The organism is Jezberella montanilacus, assembly GCF_003003055.1.
GTDB classification, from domain to species: domain Bacteria; phylum Pseudomonadota; class Gammaproteobacteria; order Burkholderiales; family Burkholderiaceae_B; genus Zwartia; species Zwartia montanilacus.
Genome location: NZ_PVTV01000011.1, coordinates 92,342 through 113,149, shown reverse-complemented (window position 1 = coordinate 113,149; position 20,808 = coordinate 92,342). Strand labels below are relative to the sequence as shown.

Below are 20,808 nucleotides of genomic sequence, written 5' to 3'. Positions count from 1 at the left end.
AGACGGATTTCCATGAAAAAGTTCGACAGGTCGTTAAGCCAGAAATTATTGCTTGTGACTATTGCGGTACTGAGTGTGGCCGGTTGCGCCTCTAAAAGCTCCGATAGTTCGAGCGTAACGGCGTTCAGTCAATGGAGCGCGGTCACAGGGGGCAGCACGATCATCGCCACTGGCTTTAGCGCGCAAAGAACCTATGTGACTGACAGCAGCGGTAACTATCAGCTTGTGGGCAACGCCAGCCAGTCCACCTCGAACAATGCAACCTATACGAGCCAGTATGATAACGCTGGCAGTACTTACAATATCTACTTAAAGGCCTCTAGCGGGTACAGCCTCGCGTTCGATAAGGGCGTAGGCGATTCCTTGACGAATTCGTCAGTTCTGGTTGGTAGTTACGTGCAGGCCACGAACGTGGCTGGTACTAACTCCGGCTTATTTGCTAATGGCCCGGCAAACGGTTGGGATTATCAGTCTTTCGGCGTTTGGGTCACCGGCCAAGGTTTGGGCGCTGGCACGGTTGGTGCTGCGACTTACGGTAATCCGCTCACGTCCCTGCCGACAACAGGTACTGCAACCTTCACAGGTTTATCGAGCGCAGTAGCGATCACGGGTACCAACTCGGCTGGGTTTGCGACGGCTAACATGTCTGCCTCAGTCGATTATGGTGCTCAAACCGTCGTCATTTCAACGTCTAATACGACGTTGACGAATTCCCTCATCGCCAAAAACATTACTTCAACCACGTCTGCACCGCAGCTGAACTACAGTGGGTTGCTTGTGTTCTCCGGCTCTGGCACGCTGTTTAACGGCAACATCACCACGACAGGTGGGATGACTGGTACGGCTCAAGGCCAGCTCTACGGGCCAAATGCGCAAGAAATTGGCGGTACGTTCTCTGCCTCGGGCTCTGGTGTGACGTCGCTGATTGGCGCCTTTGGTGGCAAGCGTTAATGCGAAGACCTAGTATGAGTGCATGGCTGCCTGGGTTGGCGGCCATTTTTTATTGCTCGTTCGCTTCCTCACAAAGCAGTATCCTGATCAGCCCGCCAATCGTTGCGCCCACCTCGGTGTATGTTCAAACCGCCGGCCCAATGACCCAACAGACAGAGCTTCAGAAGCGCTTTGAATTGGGCATCCTCATGATGGATAAGGATATCGATCAAGCGATCCTTATTTTTCAGGCGCTTTACGCCGATACCAAAGCCGTTCGGGTGCAGCTTGAACTTGCCAGAAGTCTGTTTGTAGCTCGTCGACTAGCCGACGCCAAAGAGCAGTTTATCCAAGTGCTCACACAGCCTGTACCCATTGTCGTGCGTGATAGGGTTGAGTGGTACTTAAGCGAAATCCAGAAACGCCAGACGTTTAAATTTTATGTCGGTATTTACCAAGACAGCAACCCCGGTCAGATAACGTCCGAGCGAACCTTTAATATTTTTGGTCAAACGCTTAACTATCAGCCGAGCCTGCCGACCAACACGCAATGGGCCCTCAACTTGACCGCAGAGATCGAGAGAGAGATACCCGGGACAGATGGTCTGTTTGCGTCGGCAAGTTTGGTGACCTCAACTTTTTCTACACAGGCGTTCAACCGACAAATTGGCGACACTAGCGTTGCTAAACGCTGGCTAGACGCCAATTACAAAGAAGTGCGCGTGGGTAATGAATTCATGTTTTATGGCGGCAGTCTGTTGTACGACGCGCCATATGTCTCGTCCAGAATGATTTTTAATCAACCAGATCAAAATTTTATTTCAGTATCGGCCAAAGCCGCTGTGCTGAATTTCCCCAGTTATTTTTACTTGAATGGCACACAGGTGCAGATGCAACTGGGCTATACCTACAACGTTTTTAGAAACTGGACGCTTAGCGCTGAAGTGGGGGCCGATCGGACAACAGCTCAAACAGATGCCTACAGTTCATACGGGATGTTTGCGGGCCTTGGCACACAAATCGCTGAAGACTCGACTGGGTTGCAACTCAATCTAAAAGCCTCGCTGTCAAGACGTAACTACTGGGATGCTGATCCGATTTGGGGCTTGAATCGAACTGATTCATTAACGACGCTGTCTGCAACGCTGACAAAAAGGGATTGGTATGTGTTTGGACTGAGGCCAGAAGTCGGTTATGTCTATCAACACAACAATTCAAATATCGATTTCTACAGCTACGACAAAGGCATAATTGGCGTGTTTTTAAAGAACGTCTTTTAATGCTGCGCTACGCAGGTGGTCTCACCTGCGCAGCTCAGCCAAAGTTCTGTTCGTCGTAGACGTTTAATTTGATATGCGAACCAGTTGCTTGCCGAAGTTTTGACCTGCAAGCATGCCGACAAAGGCTTGCGGCGCTTGTTCAAGCCCCTCGGCAATCGATTCGCGAAACTTCAATTTGCCAGCGATCACCAACTCAGTCAGTTTCTCTCGAATGCCAGGCCATGTTTCAAGCTTATCCGAGACGATGAAGCCTTGAAACTTGATGCGGTTGATCAAAATAGATCTGAGCACTTTGTTAGGATAGGGATCGTCGTTGTATTCAGATACTGTGCCACAGAGCGCAATTCTTGAGAACGCATTCATCTTTGAGAGCAGTAGCTCGAAAATCGCACCGCCAACGTTTTCAAACAGGCAATCAATGCCCGCCGGTAACGCATCTGTGACGTCTTGAGCAAAGGTCTTGGAGCGATGATCAACACAAGCATCAAAACCCAGTTCTTTGACGACATATTCGCACTTGGCCGCGCCCCCAGCAATCCCAACGACTCTGCAACCTGCAATTTTGGCTAATTGCCCAACTACCGCACCAACGGCTCCTGAGGCGGCGTCAACCACAACCGTTTCACCTGATTTGGGTTCGCAAATGTTCATCAGACCTGTCCAGGCGGTGATACCAGGCATGCCCAAAATGCCGACAAAAGCAGAAGACGGCACTTTGCTTGCGTCCACTTTCATGATCTGACTGGCGTTGGCTATGCCATAGAGTTGCCATCCCGTTGCGCTCAGTACAACGTCACCGACCTGAAACTTGTCGGATTGCGATTGCTCGACGACCCCAACTGTGGCTCCAACCATTGTGTCTCCTATCTTGACGCCTTGTGCATAAGATTTAGCCGGTGAGATGCGACCGCGCATATAGGGATCCAAAGATAACCATTGATGTCGGATGAGTACTTCGTTGTCACGCAGTGGCGGTAAATTTTCTTCAACAAGCATGAAGTTTTCAGGTAGTACCCGACCTTCTGGGTGACTGGCTAAGATGAATTTTTTGTTTTTGATACTTGATGTCATGGTGAGGGGAGGCATTAAGTTAGGTTTAGACTTGAAATTGTGTTTGTCTTCTGGTTTTATAGTCAGCGTAGACGGTGACACATACCTTGCCATCAGTTACATTCAAGGCGCTGGCGTGGACCGTTTTGCCGCATACCATCTTAGTGATGTTTTGAGGACAATACAATGGAATTGAACGTAAATGGTGTTGCACACTCGATCGACGTCGAGCCCGATATGCCCTTGCTCTGGGCAATTAGAGAGGTGGTTGGGCTAACCGGCACCAAATATGGTTGCGGTGTCGCGCAGTGCGGCGCGTGCTCCGTGCAACTTAATGGCGAATTGGTACGATCCTGTTCAATCCCCGTTTCGGTTGCTGCCGGTCAAAAGATCACCACAATTGAAGGGATTTCAAAAGACTCCAGCCATGCCGTGCAAAAAGCTTGGTTAGCGCTGGATATTCCTCAGTGTGGTTACTGTCAGTCAGGACAGATTATGGCTGCGGTGGCGTTACTCAAGCGAGTTCCTAAGCCCAGCGATGCGGATATTGACGCCGCAATGTCGAACATCTGTCGCTGTGGAACTTATCAGAGAATTCGCGATGGTATCCATGTCGCTGCAGGTCAGCAGAAGCTTGAAGATGTCCTGAAGCGTTACGCCGATACCGGCGTGACAGGTGTTTAAGGAGAGCAACGCCATGACAAACAACACACTTCAGACAGCTAAAGGTTTCGACGCCTCACGTCGCAGCTTTGTACTTGGCTCGACGGCACTCGGTGCTGGATTCTCTCTTGGGCTAAGCTTGCCCAGCGTGGCTGTCGCTCAAGCTGCGATTCCTTTGAAAACGTCAGATGAAGTTGATATCTGGGTGGTAGTCAAACCCGACGATAGTTGCATAATCCGCTTTGTTCGCTCTGAAATGGGTCAGGGCACTCGGACTGGCTTAGCTCAGCTGGTCGCTGAAGAGCTTGAGTGCGATTGGGCAAAAGTCAGTACTCAGTCCCCGACAGCGGGTCAGAACATCGCGCGCAAGCGTGCTTGGGGTGCCATGTCGACAGGTGGGAGTCGCGGGGTCCGTGAATCCCAAGATTACGTGCGACGGGGTGGTGCTGCCGCGCGCATGATGCTTTTGCAGGCTGCCGCTGATCAATTCAAGGTTTCAGTTGCTGAATTAACGGTCAGCAAAGGCGTCATCACGCACGCCAAAACCGGTAAGAAAATTTCTTATGGCAAAGTTGCAGAGGCTGCAGCTAAGCTGACACCGCCTGATCCCAAGTCGATCGTCCTGAAAAAGCCGCAGGACTGGAAGATCGCCGGCCATGCCGTCCACAAGCTGGATACGGCTGATAAGACAAATGGTAAAAAAGTATTCGCTATTGATTTGAAATTGCCCAACATGCTGTGCGCTGCGATCAAGCAGTGTCCTGTTTTCGGCGGCAAGCTTGTCGCATTTGATGAATCAAAAATCAAATCAATGCGCGGCGTTAAAGGCGTAGTTAAAGTTAACGATTCCGCTGTGGCCGTCGTGGCTGATACGTGGTGGCGAGCAAAGAATGCACTTGAGAATCTGCCGATTGACTGGGATTTGGGTGACAACGCTAAAGTATCGAGCTCGACGATCTCTAACGCACTGACTGAAGGTCTAAATGCCGAGGGTGATTTCTGGCAACGCAAAGAAGGTGATGCCTCAACGGTGATTGCAGGTGCTGCCAAAAAAGTTGAAGCGGTCTACGCCAGCACCTTCGTTGCTCACGTCACGATGGAACCCATGAATTGCGTTGTTAAAGTTGGCAAAGAAAGCGCTTTCGCTTGGGTGCCGACACAAAATGCTGAGATTTCTCTGGCAGCTTTATCAGAGGCCAGTGGCGTGCCGCTTGCTCAATGTGACGTTCAGACTATGGATCTGGGTGGCGGGTTCGGTCGGCGCGGTGGAACTCAGGATTATGTGCATCAGGCTGTTGCTATTGCCAAGAATTTCCCTGACACGCCGATCAAACTGGTCTGGAGTCGCGAAGAAGACATGACTCACGACTTCTACCGGCCCATTTCAAAAGCCAAGATGTCCGCAGGTCTTGACGAAAAAGGTAATCTGGTCGGCTTGTCGGTTCGAGTTTCAGGGCAGTCAATCAATGCTTTCCTGGCTCCCTCAGCAATCAAAAACAATAAAGATACCCGACAGCTACAAGGTTTTTACGAAGAAGCTGGTGACGCTCAGCTCGGCTATACCGTCCCGAATTTGTTGACTGAGTATGTGATGCGCAACACGCATGTGCCGGTTGGCCCCTGGCGAGGTGTGAACACTAACCAGAATGGTATGTACATGGAGTGTTTTATCGAGGAGTGCGCCAAAGCAGCTGGGAAGGATTCGGTTGAGTTCCGTCGTTCGTTGATGAGCAAGCATCCCAAGCATCTTGCTGTTCTCGATGCTGTTGCTAAAAAGTCTGGCTGGGGTAGTCCATTGCCAGCTGGTGTGCATCGTGGCGTGGCTCAGTTTATGGGCTATGGTAGCTACTCCGCTGCGGTCGCAGAGGTTTCAGTCTCAGCCTCTGGTGAGGTGAAAGTGCATCGAATGTTCTTTGCCCTGAACTCAGGTCATTTTGTTAACCCCTCTATCGTCAAGGCTCAGATTGAAGGTTCGGTTGGGATGGCGTTGTCTTCCATCTTTAATGAGGATATCACCATCGAAAACGGCCAGGTAAAAGAGCAAAATTTCACAAACTATCCGGTCGCGCGTCTCAAAAACATTCCTAAAGTTGAGTGCGTGCTGGTCCCCACGTATGACTTCTGGGGCGGCGTGGGTGAGCCGACCATTTGTGTTGTGGGGCCAGCAGTCGTCAATGCGATTTTTGCGGCAACCGGTAAACCGCAACGAGAGTTACCACTGCGCAAGCATGGTCTCACACTGATTTAATTTTTTTCATTATTCACCCTGAGTCACTGGAGACTTATACATGATCCAAGTAAACGTAAACGGCAAACAGCACAGCGTTGATGCAGAAAGCAATATGCCCCTATTGTGGGTGATTCGTGAGCTGATCGGCCTGACTGGTACCAAATACGGTTGCGGCATTGCTCAGTGCGGCTCCTGTACGGTGCTGATTGACGGAGAAGCCATCAGATCTTGTTCATATCCAGTTAGCGCAGTGGGTGCGCGTAAGGTCACGACTGTTGAAGGTCTTGCAGCCAATGGGAAGTTAACCAAATTGCAAGCTGCCTGGGTCGAGCACCAGGTCCCTCAGTGCGGTTACTGCCAGTCTGGATTATTGATGGCGGTGACTGATTTGCTCAATAAAAAACCCAATCCAACCGATGCGGACATTGACGAAGCGATTACCAACATTTGTCGTTGCGGCACGTTTCAACAAGTTCGCGCAGCAATCCATGCTGCTGCGAAGGCTTAAGGGGTCTGAAGATGAATGCACCAACCAAGATCGCTAATTTGTCGCGTAGAAAGTTTGTAGTCGGCTCAGCCCTGACAGGCGTGGGCCTTGCCGTTGGAATCGAGTTACCTACCAGCGCATTTGCAGCAGAAGCTAGTAAGCTGTCCGGCCCAGAGATCGGTGCTTGGGTTGTTATCAAACCTGATGAATCTGTGATTGTTCGTATCGTGCGCTCTGAAATGGGCCAGGGTACTTCAACGGGATTGGCTCAATTAGTGGCTGAAGAGCTTGAGTGTGACTGGTCCAAAGTTTCTATTGAATTCCCAACGCCAGGTGAAAGCCTGAATCGTAATCGTATTTGGGGTGATTTCTCCACAGGCGGTAGCCGCGGTATTCGCACCTCTGAGCAATATGTCCGTAAAGGCGGCGCTGCCGCTCGCATGATGTTGATTGAGGCTGCCGCCGCGCAATGGAAAGTCCCTGCGGTTGAATGCGTGGCTGTAAAAGGTGTCATCACTCACAAGCCTACGGGTCGTAAAACGACCTTCGGTAAAGTGTCTGTTGCTGCCTCAAAGTTGCCAGTGCCTAAAGAAGTTGCTCTGAAAGACCCCAAAGATTGGACCATTATCGGCAAGCCGCTGAACCGGCTCGATACATTGCAGGACAAAGTGACGGGTAAACAGGTCTACGGTACTGATTTAAAATTCCCCGGTATGGTGGTTGCGACGATTAAAGAATGCCCAGTCTTTGGCGGCAAACTGAAGTCGTTCGACGACAAGAAAGCCCTGAGCATGAAGGGCGTCAAAAAAGTTATCAAGGTTGGTGAAACAGCTGTTGCTGTCGTTGCCGACACGTTCTGGCACGCAAAATCAGCCATTGCAGAAGTTCAGATTGAATGGGATTTTGGTCCCAATGCCGCCGTATCGAGCGAATCAATCAAGGCTCTGCTTCAAGAAGGTTTGACGGCTGAGCAGGCTTTTGTCGGCAATCAACGTGGTGATATCAAAGCAGCATTAGCCGGCGCTACAAAAAAAATCGAAGCTACTTATTCGTATCCTTATTTGAATCACGCCACCATGGAGCCACAAAACGCCACGGCAATTTTTACGCCTGAGCGTTGTGAAGCCTGGGTGCCTACCCAGGACGGCGAATCCACCATGGCGGTAGTCATTGCTGCTTCGGGTTTGCCTGCAGAAAAATGCGAAGTCCATAAAGTCAATTTGGGCGGTGGCTTTGGCCGACGCGGTGCGACACAGGATTACGCGACCCAAGCTGTTTTGATTGCTAAACAGATGCCCGGTATTCACGTCAAACTTATCTGGACACGTGAAGAGGACATGACACAGGGCCGCTACCATCCGATCATGATGTCCAAACTTACAGCCAGTTTTGATGACAAGAATAATATGACAGGTATGCATATGCGCTTGTCTGGCCAGTCAATTCTTGCCTCCTTGCGTCCAGCTGTGGTTGAACAACAAAAAGGCCGTGATCCAATTGCTTTCCAAGGTGTCTTTGATGGTGGCGAGCACGGTTTTAGTTATACCTTCCCCAATTTGTTGGTGGATCACGCGATGCGTAATCCGCACGTCCCTCCTGGGTTCTGGCGCGGTGTGAACGTCAATCAAAATGCTATTTTCATGGAATGCTTCATGGATGAGATGGCTGAGACGGCGGGGATGGATCCTGTTGAGTTCAGACGTAAACACATGGCCGATTTCCCGCGCAATTTGGCCGCATTGAATGCGGTGGCGGAGCGGATTGAATGGTCAAAGCCTGCGCCAAAAGGGATCTTTCGAGGTGTGGCGCAGATGACGGCTTACGGCAGCATGGTCGCGGCAGCCTGTGAGATTTCGGTTGTAGACGGTACGAAGATCAAAGTGCATCGTATTGTTGCTGCGACGGATTGTGGCTATGCAGTCAATCCAGCACAGATTGAGCGTCAAGTCGCAGGTTCTTTTGTTTACGGTCTATCAGCTTTATTCTTGCAAGAATGTACAGTCAAGAACGGTGCGATTGAGCAGAAGAATTTTGATACCTATGGCTCAATGCGCATTGCTCAAATGCCAAAAGTTGAAGCAATCATTCTTCAGGGTGGCGGCAAAGAGTGGGGCGGTGTCGGTGAACCGACCATATGCGTGGCAGCCCCGGCGGTGTTGAATGCTTACTACGCGGCGACTGGCAAGCGTATCCGTACCGTGCCGCTTAAAAATAGCGGCATCACGATGATATGACGGTGAAAAGGTATTGCTTGATCTTGGCAGTCAGTTCGCTGCTGGGATGGGCAACACCTTTGCTAGCTGACTCAGTGCAGTTTGACTCAGTCAGTGGTTCGATCGAGCAACCGCTGACTGACCAAGCTGGTGACGCAAGTAAAGGGCGCTTACTTGTATTAGGCCGTCAGAGTGGCTTGTGTATCCTGTGCCACAACGGGCCTTTCCCAGAAGAGCATTTTCAAGGCAATCTTGCCCCAGAATTAAGCCAGAGTGCTTCGCGTTTGACTGCTGGGCAGTTGAGAGCGCATCTGGTCGCACCTCAATGGTTTAACCCTACAACGATTATGCCCAGCTATCTTAGCTCTGATGGTTTAATCAGGGTCTCTCCTCAGTATCAGGGCAAGGCTATTTTGGTCGCGCAAGATATAGAAGATATCGTTGCTTTTTTATTGACGCTTAAACCATGAATATTCGTCGTCGTTTTATCGGTCTCTCTTTGTCGGTGGGGTTATTAACCTTCGCCAAAGCGAACGCGTCTGAAGAAGAGGCTCAAAAGGCGCTAGAAAATATCGTTGGAAAGGCTTTTGTTAAAACTAGCCGAGTCAAACTCGATATCCCGCCTTTAGTTGAAAATGGCAATCTCGTCCCGATGACGGTTGTAGTCGATAGCCCCATGACTGCTAATGATTACGTTAAAGCGATTCACATCATCGCTGAGGGCAATCCTTTGCCAAATATTATTAGTTTTTATTTAAGCGCACGATCAGGCCGTGCCATGGTTCAGAGCCGTGTCCGTTTGTCGAATTCCCAACGAGTATTAGCGATCGCAGAAATGAGTGACGGCTCGTTTCATCAAGGTTCTGCTAACACGCTGGTCACGCTTTCAGCGTGTACGGAGGTCTGATGAGCAGGACATCCCGATCACTGGTCACCATGCCCAATCAGGCAAAAAAAGGTGACATTATTGATATCAAAGTGATTGTGCAACATGACATGGAAAGTGGCTTTCGTCGTGACGAACAAGGTGGCATCATCCCTCGCGACATCCTCAGAAGCTTTTTATGCACGTACAACGGCACTGAGATTTTTCGAGCTGATTTGCATCCTGGCACGGGTGCGAATCCCATGATCGTGTTCTCGACCATTGCAACTGAGAGCGGCACGCTTGAGTTTACATGGGCAGGTGATAACGATTATTTGGCTAAAACAACCAGTCAACTGACGGTGACCTAATGTCTCTGGCGATCCGCTCGCAGTGGTATCTGTGTTTGCTTGGGCTCGCACTCTTGATACCCAGAGCAGCTTGTGCGCAACAAGCAAAAGATCCTCGTCAATCGTCCTACGAATTGATGAGTGCTGAAAACAAAGCGATGCAGGATAATCCAGACTCTAATCCTGCAGCATTCTGGTTACTTGATGGTCAAGCGCTCTGGTCAGAGCAACACGGTTCTCAACAAAAATCCTGTGCCGCCTGCCATGGCGATGCAAGCAAGACGATGAGAGGTGTTGCGGCTTCGTTTCCCAAATTGCGACAGGGGCGTCTGACCTCACTGGAAGAACAAATCAATCAATGTCGAACCAGGCGTCTCGATTTGCCTTCGGTTGCTCACGAAAGTAAAACCTCGCTGGCACTAACCACCTACGTTGCCGCTCAGTCCAAGGGCTTAGCCATTCAGGTTGATCATGCGCCGGCTGCAATGAAACAGGTAGAGGCGGGTCGTGCGCTTTTTAATCAACGGATGGGACAACTGAACTTGTCGTGTGCTCAGTGCCATGACCAGAGAGCGGGTTTGAAGTTAGGGGGAAGCGCTATCCCTCAAGCTCATCCCACTGGTTATCCAATTTATCGTCTTGAGTGGCAGTCAGTTGGGTCCCTTGAACGACGTTTGCGTAACTGTATGATTGGGGTAAGGGCAGAGCCTTTTCCCTTTGATTCAACCGAGATCAAACAGCTTGAGGCGTTTTTGATGTGGCGAGCTCGTGGCCTTTTGATCGAAACACCGGGTGTGCGACCCTAGTTGTTTGAGCGGCTTAACTCGAATGAGGTGAACAGTGATACGAACAAACGCCCCAGTTTTTAAAACGACGTCCGTCAGCGCTGCGCTTATTAAGGTCGCTATGCCTGGATTGTGCTTTGTGACCATGACAACAATTTTGCTGTCAACGAGCTTTGCGCAAACCTCTGCCGATCATCTCAATCAAAGCCTGCTTGCTGCCAGTTGCGCAAATTGCCACGGTACCGATGGGAAGCCGGCTAGTCCAGCAGTGATGCCCGCGCTAAGCGAACAAAAACCTGAGGACTTGTTAGCGCAGTTGCTTGCCTATCGCAACGGCACACAAGCCGGCACGATCATGCCTCAGATAGCTAAGGGCTACAGCGAAGAGCAATTGAAGGCAATCGCTCAATATCTCGGAAAGAAGTAGGGGATTCACATGCAAAGACGTGATTTTTTAGGCACTTCGGCAGCATCGCTTGGCTTAATTACTTCTTTCGCTTCGCTGGGGATGACTCGCACGGCCCGGGCTACTGGCATCGCGCGTGCAGAGATCGTCGTGATTGGTGGAGGCTACGGTGGCGCGACAGCTGCCAAATACCTTAGCTTATTCTCAAACCATCAAGCTCGTGTGACGTTGATCGAGCCTGACGATAAATTTGTTTCGTGTCCATTATCGAATCTCGTGATTGGTGGTTCGCAATCGCTTGGGGATTTGACCAGATCGTATAACGATCTGACTAAACAGCATGGCATCAAACTGATCAAAGACTATGCGTCTGCAATCGATCCAGTCAAAAAAACGATCAAACTTAAGTCTGGCAACACGCTTCGATACGACAAGCTAGTGTTGTCACCTGGTGTGTCGATGATGTGGGATAGCATTCAAGGCTTAACGCAAGCCAACGCCTCGGGTGCTACGCTACAAGCTTGGAAAGCAGGTCCTGAAACAGACAGGCTGCATAAGCAGATAGCAGCAATGCGCGACGGTGGTGTATTCGCGCTGAGTATCCCCGAAGCGCCATATCGTTGCCCGCCCGGCCCCTATGAGCGTGTCTGTCAGGTGGCGTCATATCTCAAACAGCACAAACCCAAATCCAAAATTGTTGTGCTCGATGCTAATCAGGATATCGTTTCAAAAGGCGCTTTGTTCAAGAAAGCTTGGGCTGAGCTCTACCCCGGTATGATTGAGTACATGCCTTCGCATAATGTGGTTGCGGTTGATTCAAAAACAAAGACATTGAAATTCGATATTCAGGATGATGTCAAAGCCGATGTGTTAAACGTTTTGCCGAGCATGCGTGCCGGTGACATTGCCTCGCAGACAGGGCTTGCCAACGCGAGCAAGCGCTGGGTCTATGTAGACTTTTTAACGTTTGAGTCCACAGCTGCCAAAAATATTCATGTCATTGGCGACGCGACACAAAATGCTCAATTGATGCCAAAGTCTGGTCATATGGCCAATCAGCATGCCAAGGTTGCCGCTGCGGCGATTGTTGCTGAGCTCAATGACTGGCCAGTGGCACCGGCGCCTTTGTTGACCAATACTTGTTATAGCTTTGTTGATGCCAAAAGAGTGGTGCATGTAGCAAGCGTGCACGCCTACGACGCAAAGGATAAAACCTTTAAGGTCGTACCAGGTTCAGGGGGCTTATCGCCCGAGCCCACGGCTCTGGAAGGCACTTACGCCTGGTCGTGGGCGAGAAATATCTGGTCGGATATGCTTGCCTGACAAAATGCCGCTTGATTAAAGCGTTGCCTCTCGCGCTTACAGCAAGCGCCCCAATGCAGGCTCACTCGCAATGGCCCAGACTTTAGCAATCAAAGCCTTTACCTCAGCCTCTGTTGAGGCGCCCAGATAGGTACCCAAGCGTAAAGCCTTTTGTTCGATCTCCGCTCGCGATAAAGTGTTGCCTGGATCACCCTTAGGCTCGTCAACTCGACCCGTTACGACACGGCCATCAGTTGTCGTCACAGTCACTTTGCCTATCCAGCGGGCGGGGTAGGCAGAGTCGACTTCTTCGTCGAGCTCCATCACGACACGATCACGAAACTCGGCGACGGCCTTGTCTTTCAATCCACTGTCAAAGTTAGCCAGATCGGCTGAATTGCGCAGGGCGATCAAGGCAAGGACTGTACCCATTGAAAACTTCGATTGATGGACAGTCTGTGGGTCAGTCACGGGACCCAGCACATCGATTGCGCCTTGATGAACATGGGTCACAACTTTACTGATCTCGGTTGCCTTCAAGCCATGGGTGCGAATGGCGTGTTGCAAGGCGTCTGCGGCAGGATGGGTGTGGCGACACGATGCGTGAAACTTGAATGAGGTTTCAGCTAAAGCCCAGCGTTGACCCAGCCGGTCAACGATTTTGCTGGGATCTGCGTCAGTGGACATACCAGCTGCCATGCCTTGCAGACCTTCGAGAATTCGGCGCGCACCTGTAAATCCGTCCTGAGCCAGGTATGCTGAGGTCAACCCACTCGCTGCTGCGTGGGCAGTGTGCAGCTGTTTTGAATCAGCCGCATCACGCAGAAACTCCCACAAACCAGCTGCTTGTGTACCTGCTGAACCAATCGCGTGCAACATCTGCTCAGTATTCAACTTCAGTAGGCGACCTACTGCCACAGCCGCAGCGACGGTGCCGGCTGTTCCGGTGGTATGAAAAATCTTATAGTGTGACCGTCCCAAAAATTCGCCAATTCGAATGCCCGCTTCATAACCAGCAACCGATGCAGTGATAAATTCTTCGCCTGATGCGCCTATCGCCTGAGCCACCGCTAAGGCCGGCGGAAACACAACAGCCGCTGGATGAAATACCGAGCCATTATGAACATCATCTTGCTCAACGACATGGGCTGACGCTGCATTGGACATCGCAGCAAAGAGGGGAGATGTCAGTCGACGATTGACGAAGTCTTCTGAGCTGCCATTCTGAGGTCCCATCAGTAAACCAAATTTACCCATTGACTTCACCGCACGAGCGGTTGACCCGGCTAGGATGGATGCCATGGTGTCGAGAAACAGATCCTCACAACGCCGCACCACGTGCTCGGGGATATCCTTGAACTGCAATGCTGAAACGAAACGGGCTAGTTCGGCACTGGGGTGCAACACGATGGCGGCTTGAGTTGAGCGAATGGCTGTCATGACAATCCTTTACAAACGAGCAAAATGATTAGAACGAACGTGGCAAACCGAGAACGTGTTCAGCCACGTAAGACAAAATGAGGTTAGTGGAAATAGGAGCCACTTGATAGAGGCGTGTCTCACGAAATTTGCGTTCGACGTCATATTCGCAGGCAAAACCGAAGCCGCCGTGAAACTGCAGGCAAGCATTGGCGGCTTCCCATGAGGCATCTGCGGCGAGCAATTTCGCCATATTGGCTTCAGTGCCGCAAGGTAGCTTCGCATCAAATAAGCGGCAGGCTTCGTAACGCATCAAGCTAGCGGCTTCAACGTTGATGTGAGCACGCGCAATGGGAAATTGCACTCCCTGGTTCTGACCAATGGGACGACCAAAGACGATACGGTCCTTGACGTACTGGGATACCCGATCGATAAACCAGTAGCCGTCACCGATACACTCGGCAGCGATCAGCGCACGTTCAGCGTTCAGACCATCAAGGATGTACTTAAAGCCTTTGCCTTCCTCACCGATCAAATTTTCAGCAGGGATTTCCAGATTATCAAAGAACAATTCATTGGTTTCATGATTAACCATGTTCAAGATCGGTTTCACCGTCAGGCCGTGACCGATTGCATCATGCAGATTGACGATAAAAATCGACATGCCTTCCGATTTTTTGGTGACTTGGTCCAAAGGTGTAGTTCTAGCTAACAAAATCATCAAATCTGAATGCTGAATTCGCGAAATCCAAACCTTTTGACCGTTGATGACATAGCGATCGCCGTTTTTAACCGCAGTTGTTTTAATTTTGGTGGTATCCGTGCCTGTGGTGGGCTCAGTCACTCCCATCGATTGCAAACGCAGCTCGCCTGACGCGATTTTAGGCAGATAGAGATCTTTTTGCTCTTTTGAACCGTGACGCAACAGGGTGCCCATGTTGTACATCTGGCCGTGGCAAGCGCCAGAATTGCCACCACAACGATTGATTTCTTCCATGATGACTGATGCTTCTGTCAGGCTCAAACCCGAACCGCCATATTCCTGGGGGATTAGCGCAGCCATCCAGCCCGCCTCAGTCAGGGCGTTAACAAAGGCTTCTGGATAAACCCGTGCCTCGTCGATTTTGCGGAAGTATTCGTCGGGAAACTGTTTGCACAAATCCCGAATGGCGTCGCGGATTTCGGTGAACTGCTCTGCGTGAGAACTCATGGTCGCTTATGATGGGGTTTTCGATGTGTGTAATGTGCCTGATCAGCCAGCAGTTGCCAATTGACGATTAATTAACCCCGGGTTTTCAGTTAACAAAGAAACAATTTATATTCATGGCTAATCATTTCGATCTGACCGACCTCCAGCTTATCGTCAACATTGGGGATGCAAGTAGCTTGACTCGTGGCGCTGAAAAATCCCATTTGTCTCTGCCAGCTGCAAGCAATCGAGTCAAAAATCTTGAAGAACACTTTGGTACCCGGCTCTTTCACCGCAACAGTCAAGGGGTCACGCTCACCCCCTCGGGCGAAGCATTTTTGCGCCACGCTAAACTGGTGCTAAGACAGATCGAGCATCTTAGAGGTGATATTCACGAGTACTCGCGCGGTATTAAAGGCCAAATCCGCATGCTGGCCAACACCACGGCGATGACTGAATCGATGCCAGCTGTCTTGAGCCGGTATTTGGCCGCTCACCCCGACGTAACAGTTGAGTTGCGTGAGCGACTGAGTTACATGATCGTTAAAGCCGTGGCTGAAGGCGCCGCCGATATTGGCCTTGTCGCCGGTCAACCTGCCGGCTTTGAGCTGGAATTCATTCCCTATCGTGAAGACAAGCTGGTTCTTGTTACCCCGACAGCCCATCCTTTGGCCGGACCTAATAGCGTGGCCTTTGCTGACACGCTCAGCTACGACTACGTAGGCTTATCCGAATGGAGTGCCATCCACGCTTTTCTTATTCAAAACGCCGACAGGCTAGGTCATTTATTTCGATTTAGGGTTGAAGTCAGTAATTTTGAGACGGTTTGTCGCATGATTGAAGCGGGTGTCGGAATCGGGGTTGTGCCAGATCGCGTGGCCCGTCGTTACGTTAAAAATCTGAATATCCAAATTGTTCAGTTGTCGGATGAATGGGCGCTCAGAAACCTGCATGTCTGTGTGCGCAACATGAAAGAGCTTCCTGGTTTTACCCGGGATTTTGTGACCATGTTGATTGAAGACGCGAAAACAAATTGATGATGAACCATGATGGTTAAGCTAAAAAAAATCGTCCTTGCATCCAATAACGCGGGCAAACTGAAAGAATTTTCAAGCTTATTCGAACCTTTAGGGATTGAACTTATTCCGCAGAGCCAACTGGGAATCAGCGAGGCTGCCGAGCCATACCCGACCTTTGTTGAAAATGCTTTGGCTAAAGCTCGGCATGCTAGCAGCGCTTCCGGCCTGCCTGCCTTGGCGGATGATTCAGGGATTTGTGTCCATGCATTAAACGGTGAACCAGGGGTCCATTCCGCTCGCTATGCAGAGGATGAGCACGGCAACCGTTCAGACCAGCAAAATAATCAAAAAGTCATTTCAGCTTTGTCGTTACTTGCTCAGGCCGACGGATTGGTCGATCGTAGTGCCCATTATGTAGCAGTGTTGGTGCTAGTTCGGCATGCAGACGATCCGCAGCCTTTAATAGCAGAAGCGAATTGGTCGGGTTTAATTGTTGAGCAACCGCAAGGCGAGCATGGTTTTGGATACGACCCGCATTTCTGGTTGGCTGAGCAACAAATGACTGTCGCGCAATTGCCGCCAGACTTAAAGAATCATCTCAGTCACCGCGGACAAGCCTTCCGGGAGCTGATCCGCAAGTTGTCGTCACCTGAGTTCAGTTGATTGATCGCATGAGCACAACCGAGAGGCCGGCGTTGCGCATTATCCCAATTGCACAAGAATCCCCCAGGCGACGACCGTTTGAGGACAGACCCAAGCGAGGCGCTTTGCTTGACGCTTTGCCGCCTCTGTCGCTCTATATTCACGTCCCGTGGTGCGTGCGCAAGTGCCCCTATTGTGATTTCAACTCGCATCAACAAATAGGCGAGATTCCTGAGGCCGATTATCTCGAAGCGCTTGCCGCGGATCTTGAGCAGACTTTGCCGCTGATTTGGGGACGGCAGATCCATACTATCTTTATTGGCGGGGGGACGCCGAGCCTGCTTTCAGGCGAGGCGATTGATCGTTTGTTAGCGATGGTTCGCAGCTATCTCAGCTTGTGGCCTGATGCCGAGATTACGCTTGAAGCCAATCCCGGGGCAGTTGAAGCGAATCGTTTTAAAAGTTACGCGGCAAGCGGAATCAATCGCGTGTCCTTGGGAATTCAGTCGTTTCATGACAAGCATTTGAAAAGCTTGGGCCGAGTACACGATGCTAGTGAGGCCAATCACGCCATTGAGTTAGCCTTAAAAAACTTCAAGCGAGTAAACCTGGATTTGATGTTTGGCTTGCCGGGTCAGACCATCACTGAAGCGGCAGATGATGCGCGTCAGGCTTTGGCTTTCGGCACAGAGCATTTGTCGATGTACCAGTTAACAATAGAGCCAAATACCGTCTTTGCCAAATACCCGCCGATCACGCCAGACGACGACATAGTGATCGATATGGAGCTTACGCTGGAGCAGCTAGCGAGCGATGCGGGACTCGGACGCTATGAAGTATCCGCCTTTGCTAAAACAGGTGCTCTGGCTCGTCATAACGTCAATTATTGGGAGTTTGGCGATTACCTTGGCATCGGTCCGGGTGCGCATGGCAAATTATCCTTTGCTGACCGGATCGAACGTTTCGCCAAGTTGCGACAACCAGAATCGTGGATTAAGCAGGCTAAGCTGCGAGACAACAGTCACTTGGCTGAACATCGAAAACTCAGTCCGGAAGAGCTTCCGTTTGAATTTATGCTAAATGCTTTACGACTCAGAGAGGGTGTTGATGTCGCGCTGTACACTGAGCGTACCGGACAGCATTTGGATAGCATTCGCGGTAAATTGTTGCACGCAATGGACAAAGGTTTATTGAGTTTAAACCCGGGTCGTTTGCAGGCAACACCACTTGGTTGGCGATTTTTGAATGATCTTCAATCTTTATTTTTGTAAACGCCCTTTTATGGGGCGAAAAATATTTTCTGTGCACTAAAATGTTGCTTGATGTTGTCCACTATTGGGGCAGACTAGGTTGGGGGATCTGGCACAAAATTTGCTTGATATTCAACTGAAGATGTCCAAATCCATGGCAGCTTTGGATAGCTGACAATTACTTAAATCTCTTTAACTCCGGAGTTCACTCAACCATGAGCACCCCCCAAGACGTTATGAAAATGATTGCCGAAAACGAGGTCAAGTTTGTTGACTTCCGTTTTACGGACACCCTTGGCAAAGAACAGCACATTTCTGTCCCAGTCAGCCAGATCGACGAAGGAAAACTGAGCGAAGGTCAGGCATTTGACGGTTCCTCAATTATGGGCTGGAAAGGCATTGAGGCTTCAGACATGATGCTCATGCCCGACATGGACAGTGCGAAGCTGGATCCTTTTCGTGAAGAGTCAACCATTATTCTGACATGCGATGTGATTGAGCCTTCGGATGGTAAGGGTTATGACCGTGATCCACGCTCTTTGGCTAAGCGCGCTGAGGCTTATTTAAAAGCCAGCGGTTTGGGTGATACGGCTTATTTCGGCCCAGAACCAGAGTTTTTCGTGTTTGACGGCGTGACCTGGGACGTGAATATGTCTGGTTGTTTTGTCAAAATCAAATCTGAAGAAGCTGCATGGTCAACTGGGATTGAGTACGAAGGCGGTAACTTGGCGCATCGTCCCCGAGTCAAAGGCGGTTACTTTCCGGTTCCTCCTGTTGATTCGTTCCAGGATATGCGTTCTGAAATGTCCATGGTTCTCGAAGAACTTGGCATTCCTGTCGAAGTTCATCACCACGAAGTTGCTGGCGCGGGTCAGATGGAAATCGGTACCAAGTTCAACACGCTGGTTAAACGTGCCGACTGGAACCAAACCCTGAAATATGTTGTTCATAACGTTGCCCACGCTTACGGCAAAACTGCAACTTTCATGCCTAAGCCAATCGTCGGTGACAACGGTTCGGGTATGCACGTTCACCAGTCCATCTGGAAAGACGGTCAAAACCTGTTCGCTGGCGACAAGTACGCTGGCCTCTCAGATTTTGCCCTGTACTACATCGGCGGCATTATCAAACATGCTCGTGCTTTGAATGCAATCACCAACCCAGGTACGAATTCCTATAAGCGTCTGGTTCCTCACTTTGAGGCTCCAGTGAAACTGGCCTACTCGTTCCGCAACCGTTCAGCTTCGATCCGTATTCCTAATGTGCCGAATCCTAAGGCACGTCGCATCGAAACTCGTTTCCCAGATCCACTGGCTAACCCCTATTTGGCCTTCTCAGCGCTGATGATGGCAGGTCTGGATGGTGTGCAGAACAAGATCCACCCTGGCGATCCAGCTGACAAAAATCTGTATGACTTGCCCCCAGAAGAGGACGCAAAGATCCCAACGGTTTGCAGCTCACTCGAGCAAGCACTTGAAGAGTTGAACAAGGATCGTGAGTTCTTGACTCGTGGCGGTGTATTCAGCGATTCGATGCTGGATGCATATGTTGAGCTCAAAATGCAGGAAGTCCAGCGTATGCGTGTCACAACGCATCCAGCGGAATTCGATATGTATTACAGCTTGTAATTTGAGTAGCTGACAAAAACTTGGGGTCGGGCCGCCCGGCCCGACTCCCATGATTTCCGTACAAGCTTTCGAACTTCTCGCTACCACTGTTCTGCTTCTTAACGAGGCAGGAGAAGTGGTTGAAGCGAATTCCGCCTCCGAAGATATGTTCGGACGGTCGCGCCGACACATCATCGGGCAACCTGCTTTTTTTCTATTTGATCAAGACAGTGCTCTTGAACACACCATCAGTCAGGCCTGTGCAGGCCTCGTTCCTGATTGTCGTCAATTCGCTTCAGTCAGGCGTGGCTCTGACACGATCGAAGTTGCAGTCACTTCACTGGCCTTGGTTAATCAACCTTGGGCCGCATTGATTGAGATCCGGGACGTCGAGCAGAGGCTGTTAGTAGATCGATCCATGCGGTTGGGTGATGAGATCGAGACTCAGCATGAGTTGCTAAGAAACCTGGCCCATGAGGTGAAGAATCCGCTCGGAGGCTTGCGCGGTGCTGCTCAGTTGCTGGAAGCTGAACTACCTGATCCCGCTCTGACCGAGTACACACGCGTGATCATCTCTGAAGCCGATCGCTTGCAAGCCTTAGTTGACCGGCTCGCTGCGCCACAACGCATGCCTGTCCAATGGCAGAGTATTAATATCCACGAGATTTGCGAACGAGTTTGTGCGCTGGTTCGTGCTGAATTCAGAGAAATTGCGTTGCAGCGAGATTACGACGCATCGATGCCAGAGCTCAAGGCAGACCCCGCTCGGCTGATGCAGGCTTTACTTAATGTTGTCAGAAACGCAGCGCAGATGCTGACGCAAACTGCAGCAATGGGCTCACCACACATCACCATCCGTACCCGCATTGCCAGGCAGGTGTTGCTGCGTCATAAACAGCATCGGCTGGCCGTCGTCGTGACAGTGATTGACAATGGACCGGGTGTTCCAGCCGAGTTGCAAGATCGTATTTTTCATCCACTTGTGACTGGACGAGAAGGTGGAACGGGACTTGGCCTAAGTCTTGCTCAAGACTTTATGCAACAACACGGTGGTGTGATTGAATTTGACTCTAGACCCGGACATACCGAGTTTCGATTGTTATTACCCTTGGAGCCTTGAT

At 50.5% G+C, this 20,808-nt stretch carries 20 protein-coding genes; 17 read left to right on the top strand and 3 right to left on the bottom strand.

The features are described from left to right. The first annotated feature begins 12 nt into the window (after window positions 1–12). Both BCM14_RS02155 and BCM14_RS02150 read left to right on the top strand, forming a co-directional pair. Window positions 13–951, top strand: a complete 939-nt coding sequence (locus BCM14_RS02155) for a transferrin-binding protein-like solute binding protein (protein ID WP_106226358.1) — start codon at window positions 13–15, stop codon at window positions 949–951. A gap of 14 nt (window positions 952–965) precedes the next feature. Further along, window positions 966–2,210 (top strand): surface lipoprotein assembly modifier, encoded by a 1,245-nt coding sequence (locus tag BCM14_RS02150; protein WP_259673380.1) that lies wholly within the window; start codon window positions 966–968, stop codon window positions 2,208–2,210. 63 nt (window positions 2,211–2,273) lie between these two features. Here the strand turns inward: BCM14_RS02150 and BCM14_RS02145 are convergent, their stop codons facing one another. Further along, on the bottom strand, window positions 2,274–3,281 hold the full coding sequence (locus BCM14_RS02145) for an NADP-dependent oxidoreductase (protein ID WP_106226356.1): 1,008 nt from the start codon (window positions 3,279–3,281) through the stop codon (window positions 2,274–2,276). A gap of 165 nt (window positions 3,282–3,446) precedes the next feature. Here BCM14_RS02145 and BCM14_RS02140 point away from each other — a divergent pair, with 165 nt between their 5' ends. The 10 genes from BCM14_RS02140 to BCM14_RS02095 all read left to right on the top strand — a co-directional run bounded on the left by BCM14_RS02140 (window position 3,447) and on the right by BCM14_RS02095 (window position 12,582). Beyond that, complete coding sequence (locus BCM14_RS02140; RefSeq protein WP_106226355.1) at window positions 3,447–3,944, top strand: (2Fe-2S)-binding protein; 498 nt, start codon at window positions 3,447–3,449, stop codon at window positions 3,942–3,944. Between the two features lie 13 nt (window positions 3,945–3,957). After that, window positions 3,958–6,171 (top strand): xanthine dehydrogenase family protein molybdopterin-binding subunit, encoded by a 2,214-nt coding sequence (locus BCM14_RS02135; RefSeq protein WP_106226354.1) that lies wholly within the window; start codon window positions 3,958–3,960, stop codon window positions 6,169–6,171. Window positions 6,172–6,211: 40 nt separating this feature from the next. Further along, complete coding sequence (locus BCM14_RS02130) at window positions 6,212–6,661, top strand: (2Fe-2S)-binding protein (protein ID WP_106226353.1); 450 nt, start codon at window positions 6,212–6,214, stop codon at window positions 6,659–6,661. An 11-nt stretch (window positions 6,662–6,672) separates the two neighbouring features. Next, window positions 6,673–8,874 (top strand): xanthine dehydrogenase family protein molybdopterin-binding subunit, encoded by a 2,202-nt coding sequence (locus tag BCM14_RS02125; protein ID WP_106226352.1) that lies wholly within the window; start codon window positions 6,673–6,675, stop codon window positions 8,872–8,874. Between the two features lie 2 nt (window positions 8,875–8,876). Continuing rightward, window positions 8,877–9,323: a sulfur oxidation c-type cytochrome SoxX gene (gene soxX, locus BCM14_RS02120; protein WP_259673379.1), complete on the top strand. Its 447-nt coding sequence runs from the start codon at window positions 8,877–8,879 to the stop codon at window positions 9,321–9,323. Continuing rightward, window positions 9,320–9,760 (top strand): SoxY-related AACIE arm protein, encoded by a 441-nt coding sequence (locus BCM14_RS02115; protein ID WP_106226350.1) that lies wholly within the window; start codon window positions 9,320–9,322, stop codon window positions 9,758–9,760. Before soxX ends, BCM14_RS02115 begins: the two co-directional genes overlap by 4 nt. Then, the gene (locus BCM14_RS02110) at window positions 9,760–10,089 is read left to right on the top strand and encodes a thiosulfate oxidation carrier complex protein SoxZ (protein ID WP_106226349.1); all 330 of its coding nucleotides are present in this window, start codon (window positions 9,760–9,762) and stop codon (window positions 10,087–10,089) included. Before BCM14_RS02115 ends, BCM14_RS02110 begins: the two co-directional genes overlap by 1 nt. Further along, window positions 10,089–10,874 (top strand): sulfur oxidation c-type cytochrome SoxA, encoded by a 786-nt coding sequence (gene soxA, locus BCM14_RS02105; RefSeq protein ID WP_106226348.1) that lies wholly within the window; start codon window positions 10,089–10,091, stop codon window positions 10,872–10,874. The genes BCM14_RS02110 and soxA overlap by 1 nt, the downstream gene beginning before the upstream one ends. A 124-nt stretch (window positions 10,875–10,998) precedes the next feature. Next, window positions 10,999–11,280, top strand: a complete 282-nt coding sequence (locus BCM14_RS02100) for a c-type cytochrome (RefSeq protein WP_259673378.1) — start codon at window positions 10,999–11,001, stop codon at window positions 11,278–11,280. Window positions 11,281–11,289: 9 nt separating this feature from the next. Next, window positions 11,290–12,582, top strand: a complete 1,293-nt coding sequence (locus BCM14_RS02095) for an NAD(P)/FAD-dependent oxidoreductase (protein WP_106226347.1) — start codon at window positions 11,290–11,292, stop codon at window positions 12,580–12,582. A 36-nt stretch (window positions 12,583–12,618) separates the two neighbouring features. On the opposite strand, the gene BCM14_RS02090 is transcribed toward BCM14_RS02095, so the two are convergent. Further along, window positions 12,619–14,001, bottom strand: coding sequence for an MmgE/PrpD family protein (locus BCM14_RS02090; protein WP_106226346.1), 1,383 nt, complete (start codon window positions 13,999–14,001; stop codon window positions 12,619–12,621). 28 nt (window positions 14,002–14,029) lie between these two features. After that, entirely contained in the window at window positions 14,030–15,190 is a 1,161-nt protein-coding gene (locus BCM14_RS02085) for an acyl-CoA dehydrogenase family protein (RefSeq protein ID WP_106226345.1), read from the bottom strand. A gap of 113 nt (window positions 15,191–15,303) precedes the next feature. On the opposite strand from BCM14_RS02085, the gene BCM14_RS02080 reads away from it, so the two are divergent. The 5 genes from BCM14_RS02080 (at window position 15,304) to glnL (ending at window position 20,807) form a co-directional block, all read left to right on the top strand. Further along, on the top strand, window positions 15,304–16,206 hold the full coding sequence (locus BCM14_RS02080; RefSeq protein WP_106226344.1) for a LysR family transcriptional regulator: 903 nt from the start codon (window positions 15,304–15,306) through the stop codon (window positions 16,204–16,206). Window positions 16,207–16,215: 9 nt separating this feature from the next. Then, window positions 16,216–16,851 (top strand): RdgB/HAM1 family non-canonical purine NTP pyrophosphatase, encoded by a 636-nt coding sequence (rdgB, locus tag BCM14_RS02075; RefSeq protein ID WP_106226343.1) that lies wholly within the window; start codon window positions 16,216–16,218, stop codon window positions 16,849–16,851. 8 nt (window positions 16,852–16,859) lie between these two features. Continuing rightward, window positions 16,860–18,101, top strand: coding sequence for a radical SAM family heme chaperone HemW (hemW, locus tag BCM14_RS02070; protein WP_106226342.1), 1,242 nt, complete (start codon window positions 16,860–16,862; stop codon window positions 18,099–18,101). 194 nt (window positions 18,102–18,295) lie between these two features. Further along, window positions 18,296–19,708: a type I glutamate--ammonia ligase gene (glnA, locus tag BCM14_RS02065; RefSeq protein WP_106226341.1), complete on the top strand. Its 1,413-nt coding sequence runs from the start codon at window positions 18,296–18,298 to the stop codon at window positions 19,706–19,708. A 49-nt stretch (window positions 19,709–19,757) separates the two neighbouring features. Next, window positions 19,758–20,807 carry a nitrogen regulation protein NR(II) gene (gene glnL / locus BCM14_RS02060; RefSeq protein WP_106226340.1) on the top strand — a complete coding sequence of 350 codons (1,050 nt, stop codon included), beginning with the start codon at window positions 19,758–19,760 and terminating at the stop codon, window positions 20,805–20,807. Window position 20,808: the final 1 nt, after the last annotated feature.

Coding starts and splice junctions, on each gene's coding strand:
- hemW (WP_106226342.1), top strand. CDS start 16,860: ATGAGCACAACCGAGAGGCCGGCGTTGCGCATTATCCCAATTGCACAA.
- BCM14_RS02125 (WP_106226352.1), top strand. CDS start 6,673: ATGAATGCACCAACCAAGATCGCTAATTTGTCGCGTAGAAAGTTTGTA.
- BCM14_RS02150 (WP_259673380.1), top strand. CDS start 966: ATGAGTGCATGGCTGCCTGGGTTGGCGGCCATTTTTTATTGCTCGTTC.
- rdgB (WP_106226343.1), top strand. CDS start 16,216: ATGATGGTTAAGCTAAAAAAAATCGTCCTTGCATCCAATAACGCGGGC.
- BCM14_RS02090 (WP_106226346.1), bottom strand. CDS start 14,001: ATGACAGCCATTCGCTCAACTCAAGCCGCCATCGTGTTGCACCCCAGT.
- BCM14_RS02085 (WP_106226345.1), bottom strand. CDS start 15,190: ATGAGTTCTCACGCAGAGCAGTTCACCGAAATCCGCGACGCCATTCGG.
- BCM14_RS02145 (WP_106226356.1), bottom strand. CDS start 3,281: ATGACATCAAGTATCAAAAACAAAAAATTCATCTTAGCCAGTCACCCA.
- BCM14_RS02155 (WP_106226358.1), top strand. CDS start 13: ATGAAAAAGTTCGACAGGTCGTTAAGCCAGAAATTATTGCTTGTGACT.
- BCM14_RS02115 (WP_106226350.1), top strand. CDS start 9,320: ATGAATATTCGTCGTCGTTTTATCGGTCTCTCTTTGTCGGTGGGGTTA.
- BCM14_RS02135 (WP_106226354.1), top strand. CDS start 3,958: ATGACAAACAACACACTTCAGACAGCTAAAGGTTTCGACGCCTCACGT.
- BCM14_RS02095 (WP_106226347.1), top strand. CDS start 11,290: ATGCAAAGACGTGATTTTTTAGGCACTTCGGCAGCATCGCTTGGCTTA.
- BCM14_RS02110 (WP_106226349.1), top strand. CDS start 9,760: ATGAGCAGGACATCCCGATCACTGGTCACCATGCCCAATCAGGCAAAA.
- BCM14_RS02100 (WP_259673378.1), top strand. CDS start 10,999: ATGACAACAATTTTGCTGTCAACGAGCTTTGCGCAAACCTCTGCCGAT.
- glnA (WP_106226341.1), top strand. CDS start 18,296: ATGAGCACCCCCCAAGACGTTATGAAAATGATTGCCGAAAACGAGGTC.
- BCM14_RS02140 (WP_106226355.1), top strand. CDS start 3,447: ATGGAATTGAACGTAAATGGTGTTGCACACTCGATCGACGTCGAGCCC.
- glnL (WP_106226340.1), top strand. CDS start 19,758: ATGATTTCCGTACAAGCTTTCGAACTTCTCGCTACCACTGTTCTGCTT.
- BCM14_RS02080 (WP_106226344.1), top strand. CDS start 15,304: ATGGCTAATCATTTCGATCTGACCGACCTCCAGCTTATCGTCAACATT.
- soxA (WP_106226348.1), top strand. CDS start 10,089: ATGTCTCTGGCGATCCGCTCGCAGTGGTATCTGTGTTTGCTTGGGCTC.
- BCM14_RS02130 (WP_106226353.1), top strand. CDS start 6,212: ATGATCCAAGTAAACGTAAACGGCAAACAGCACAGCGTTGATGCAGAA.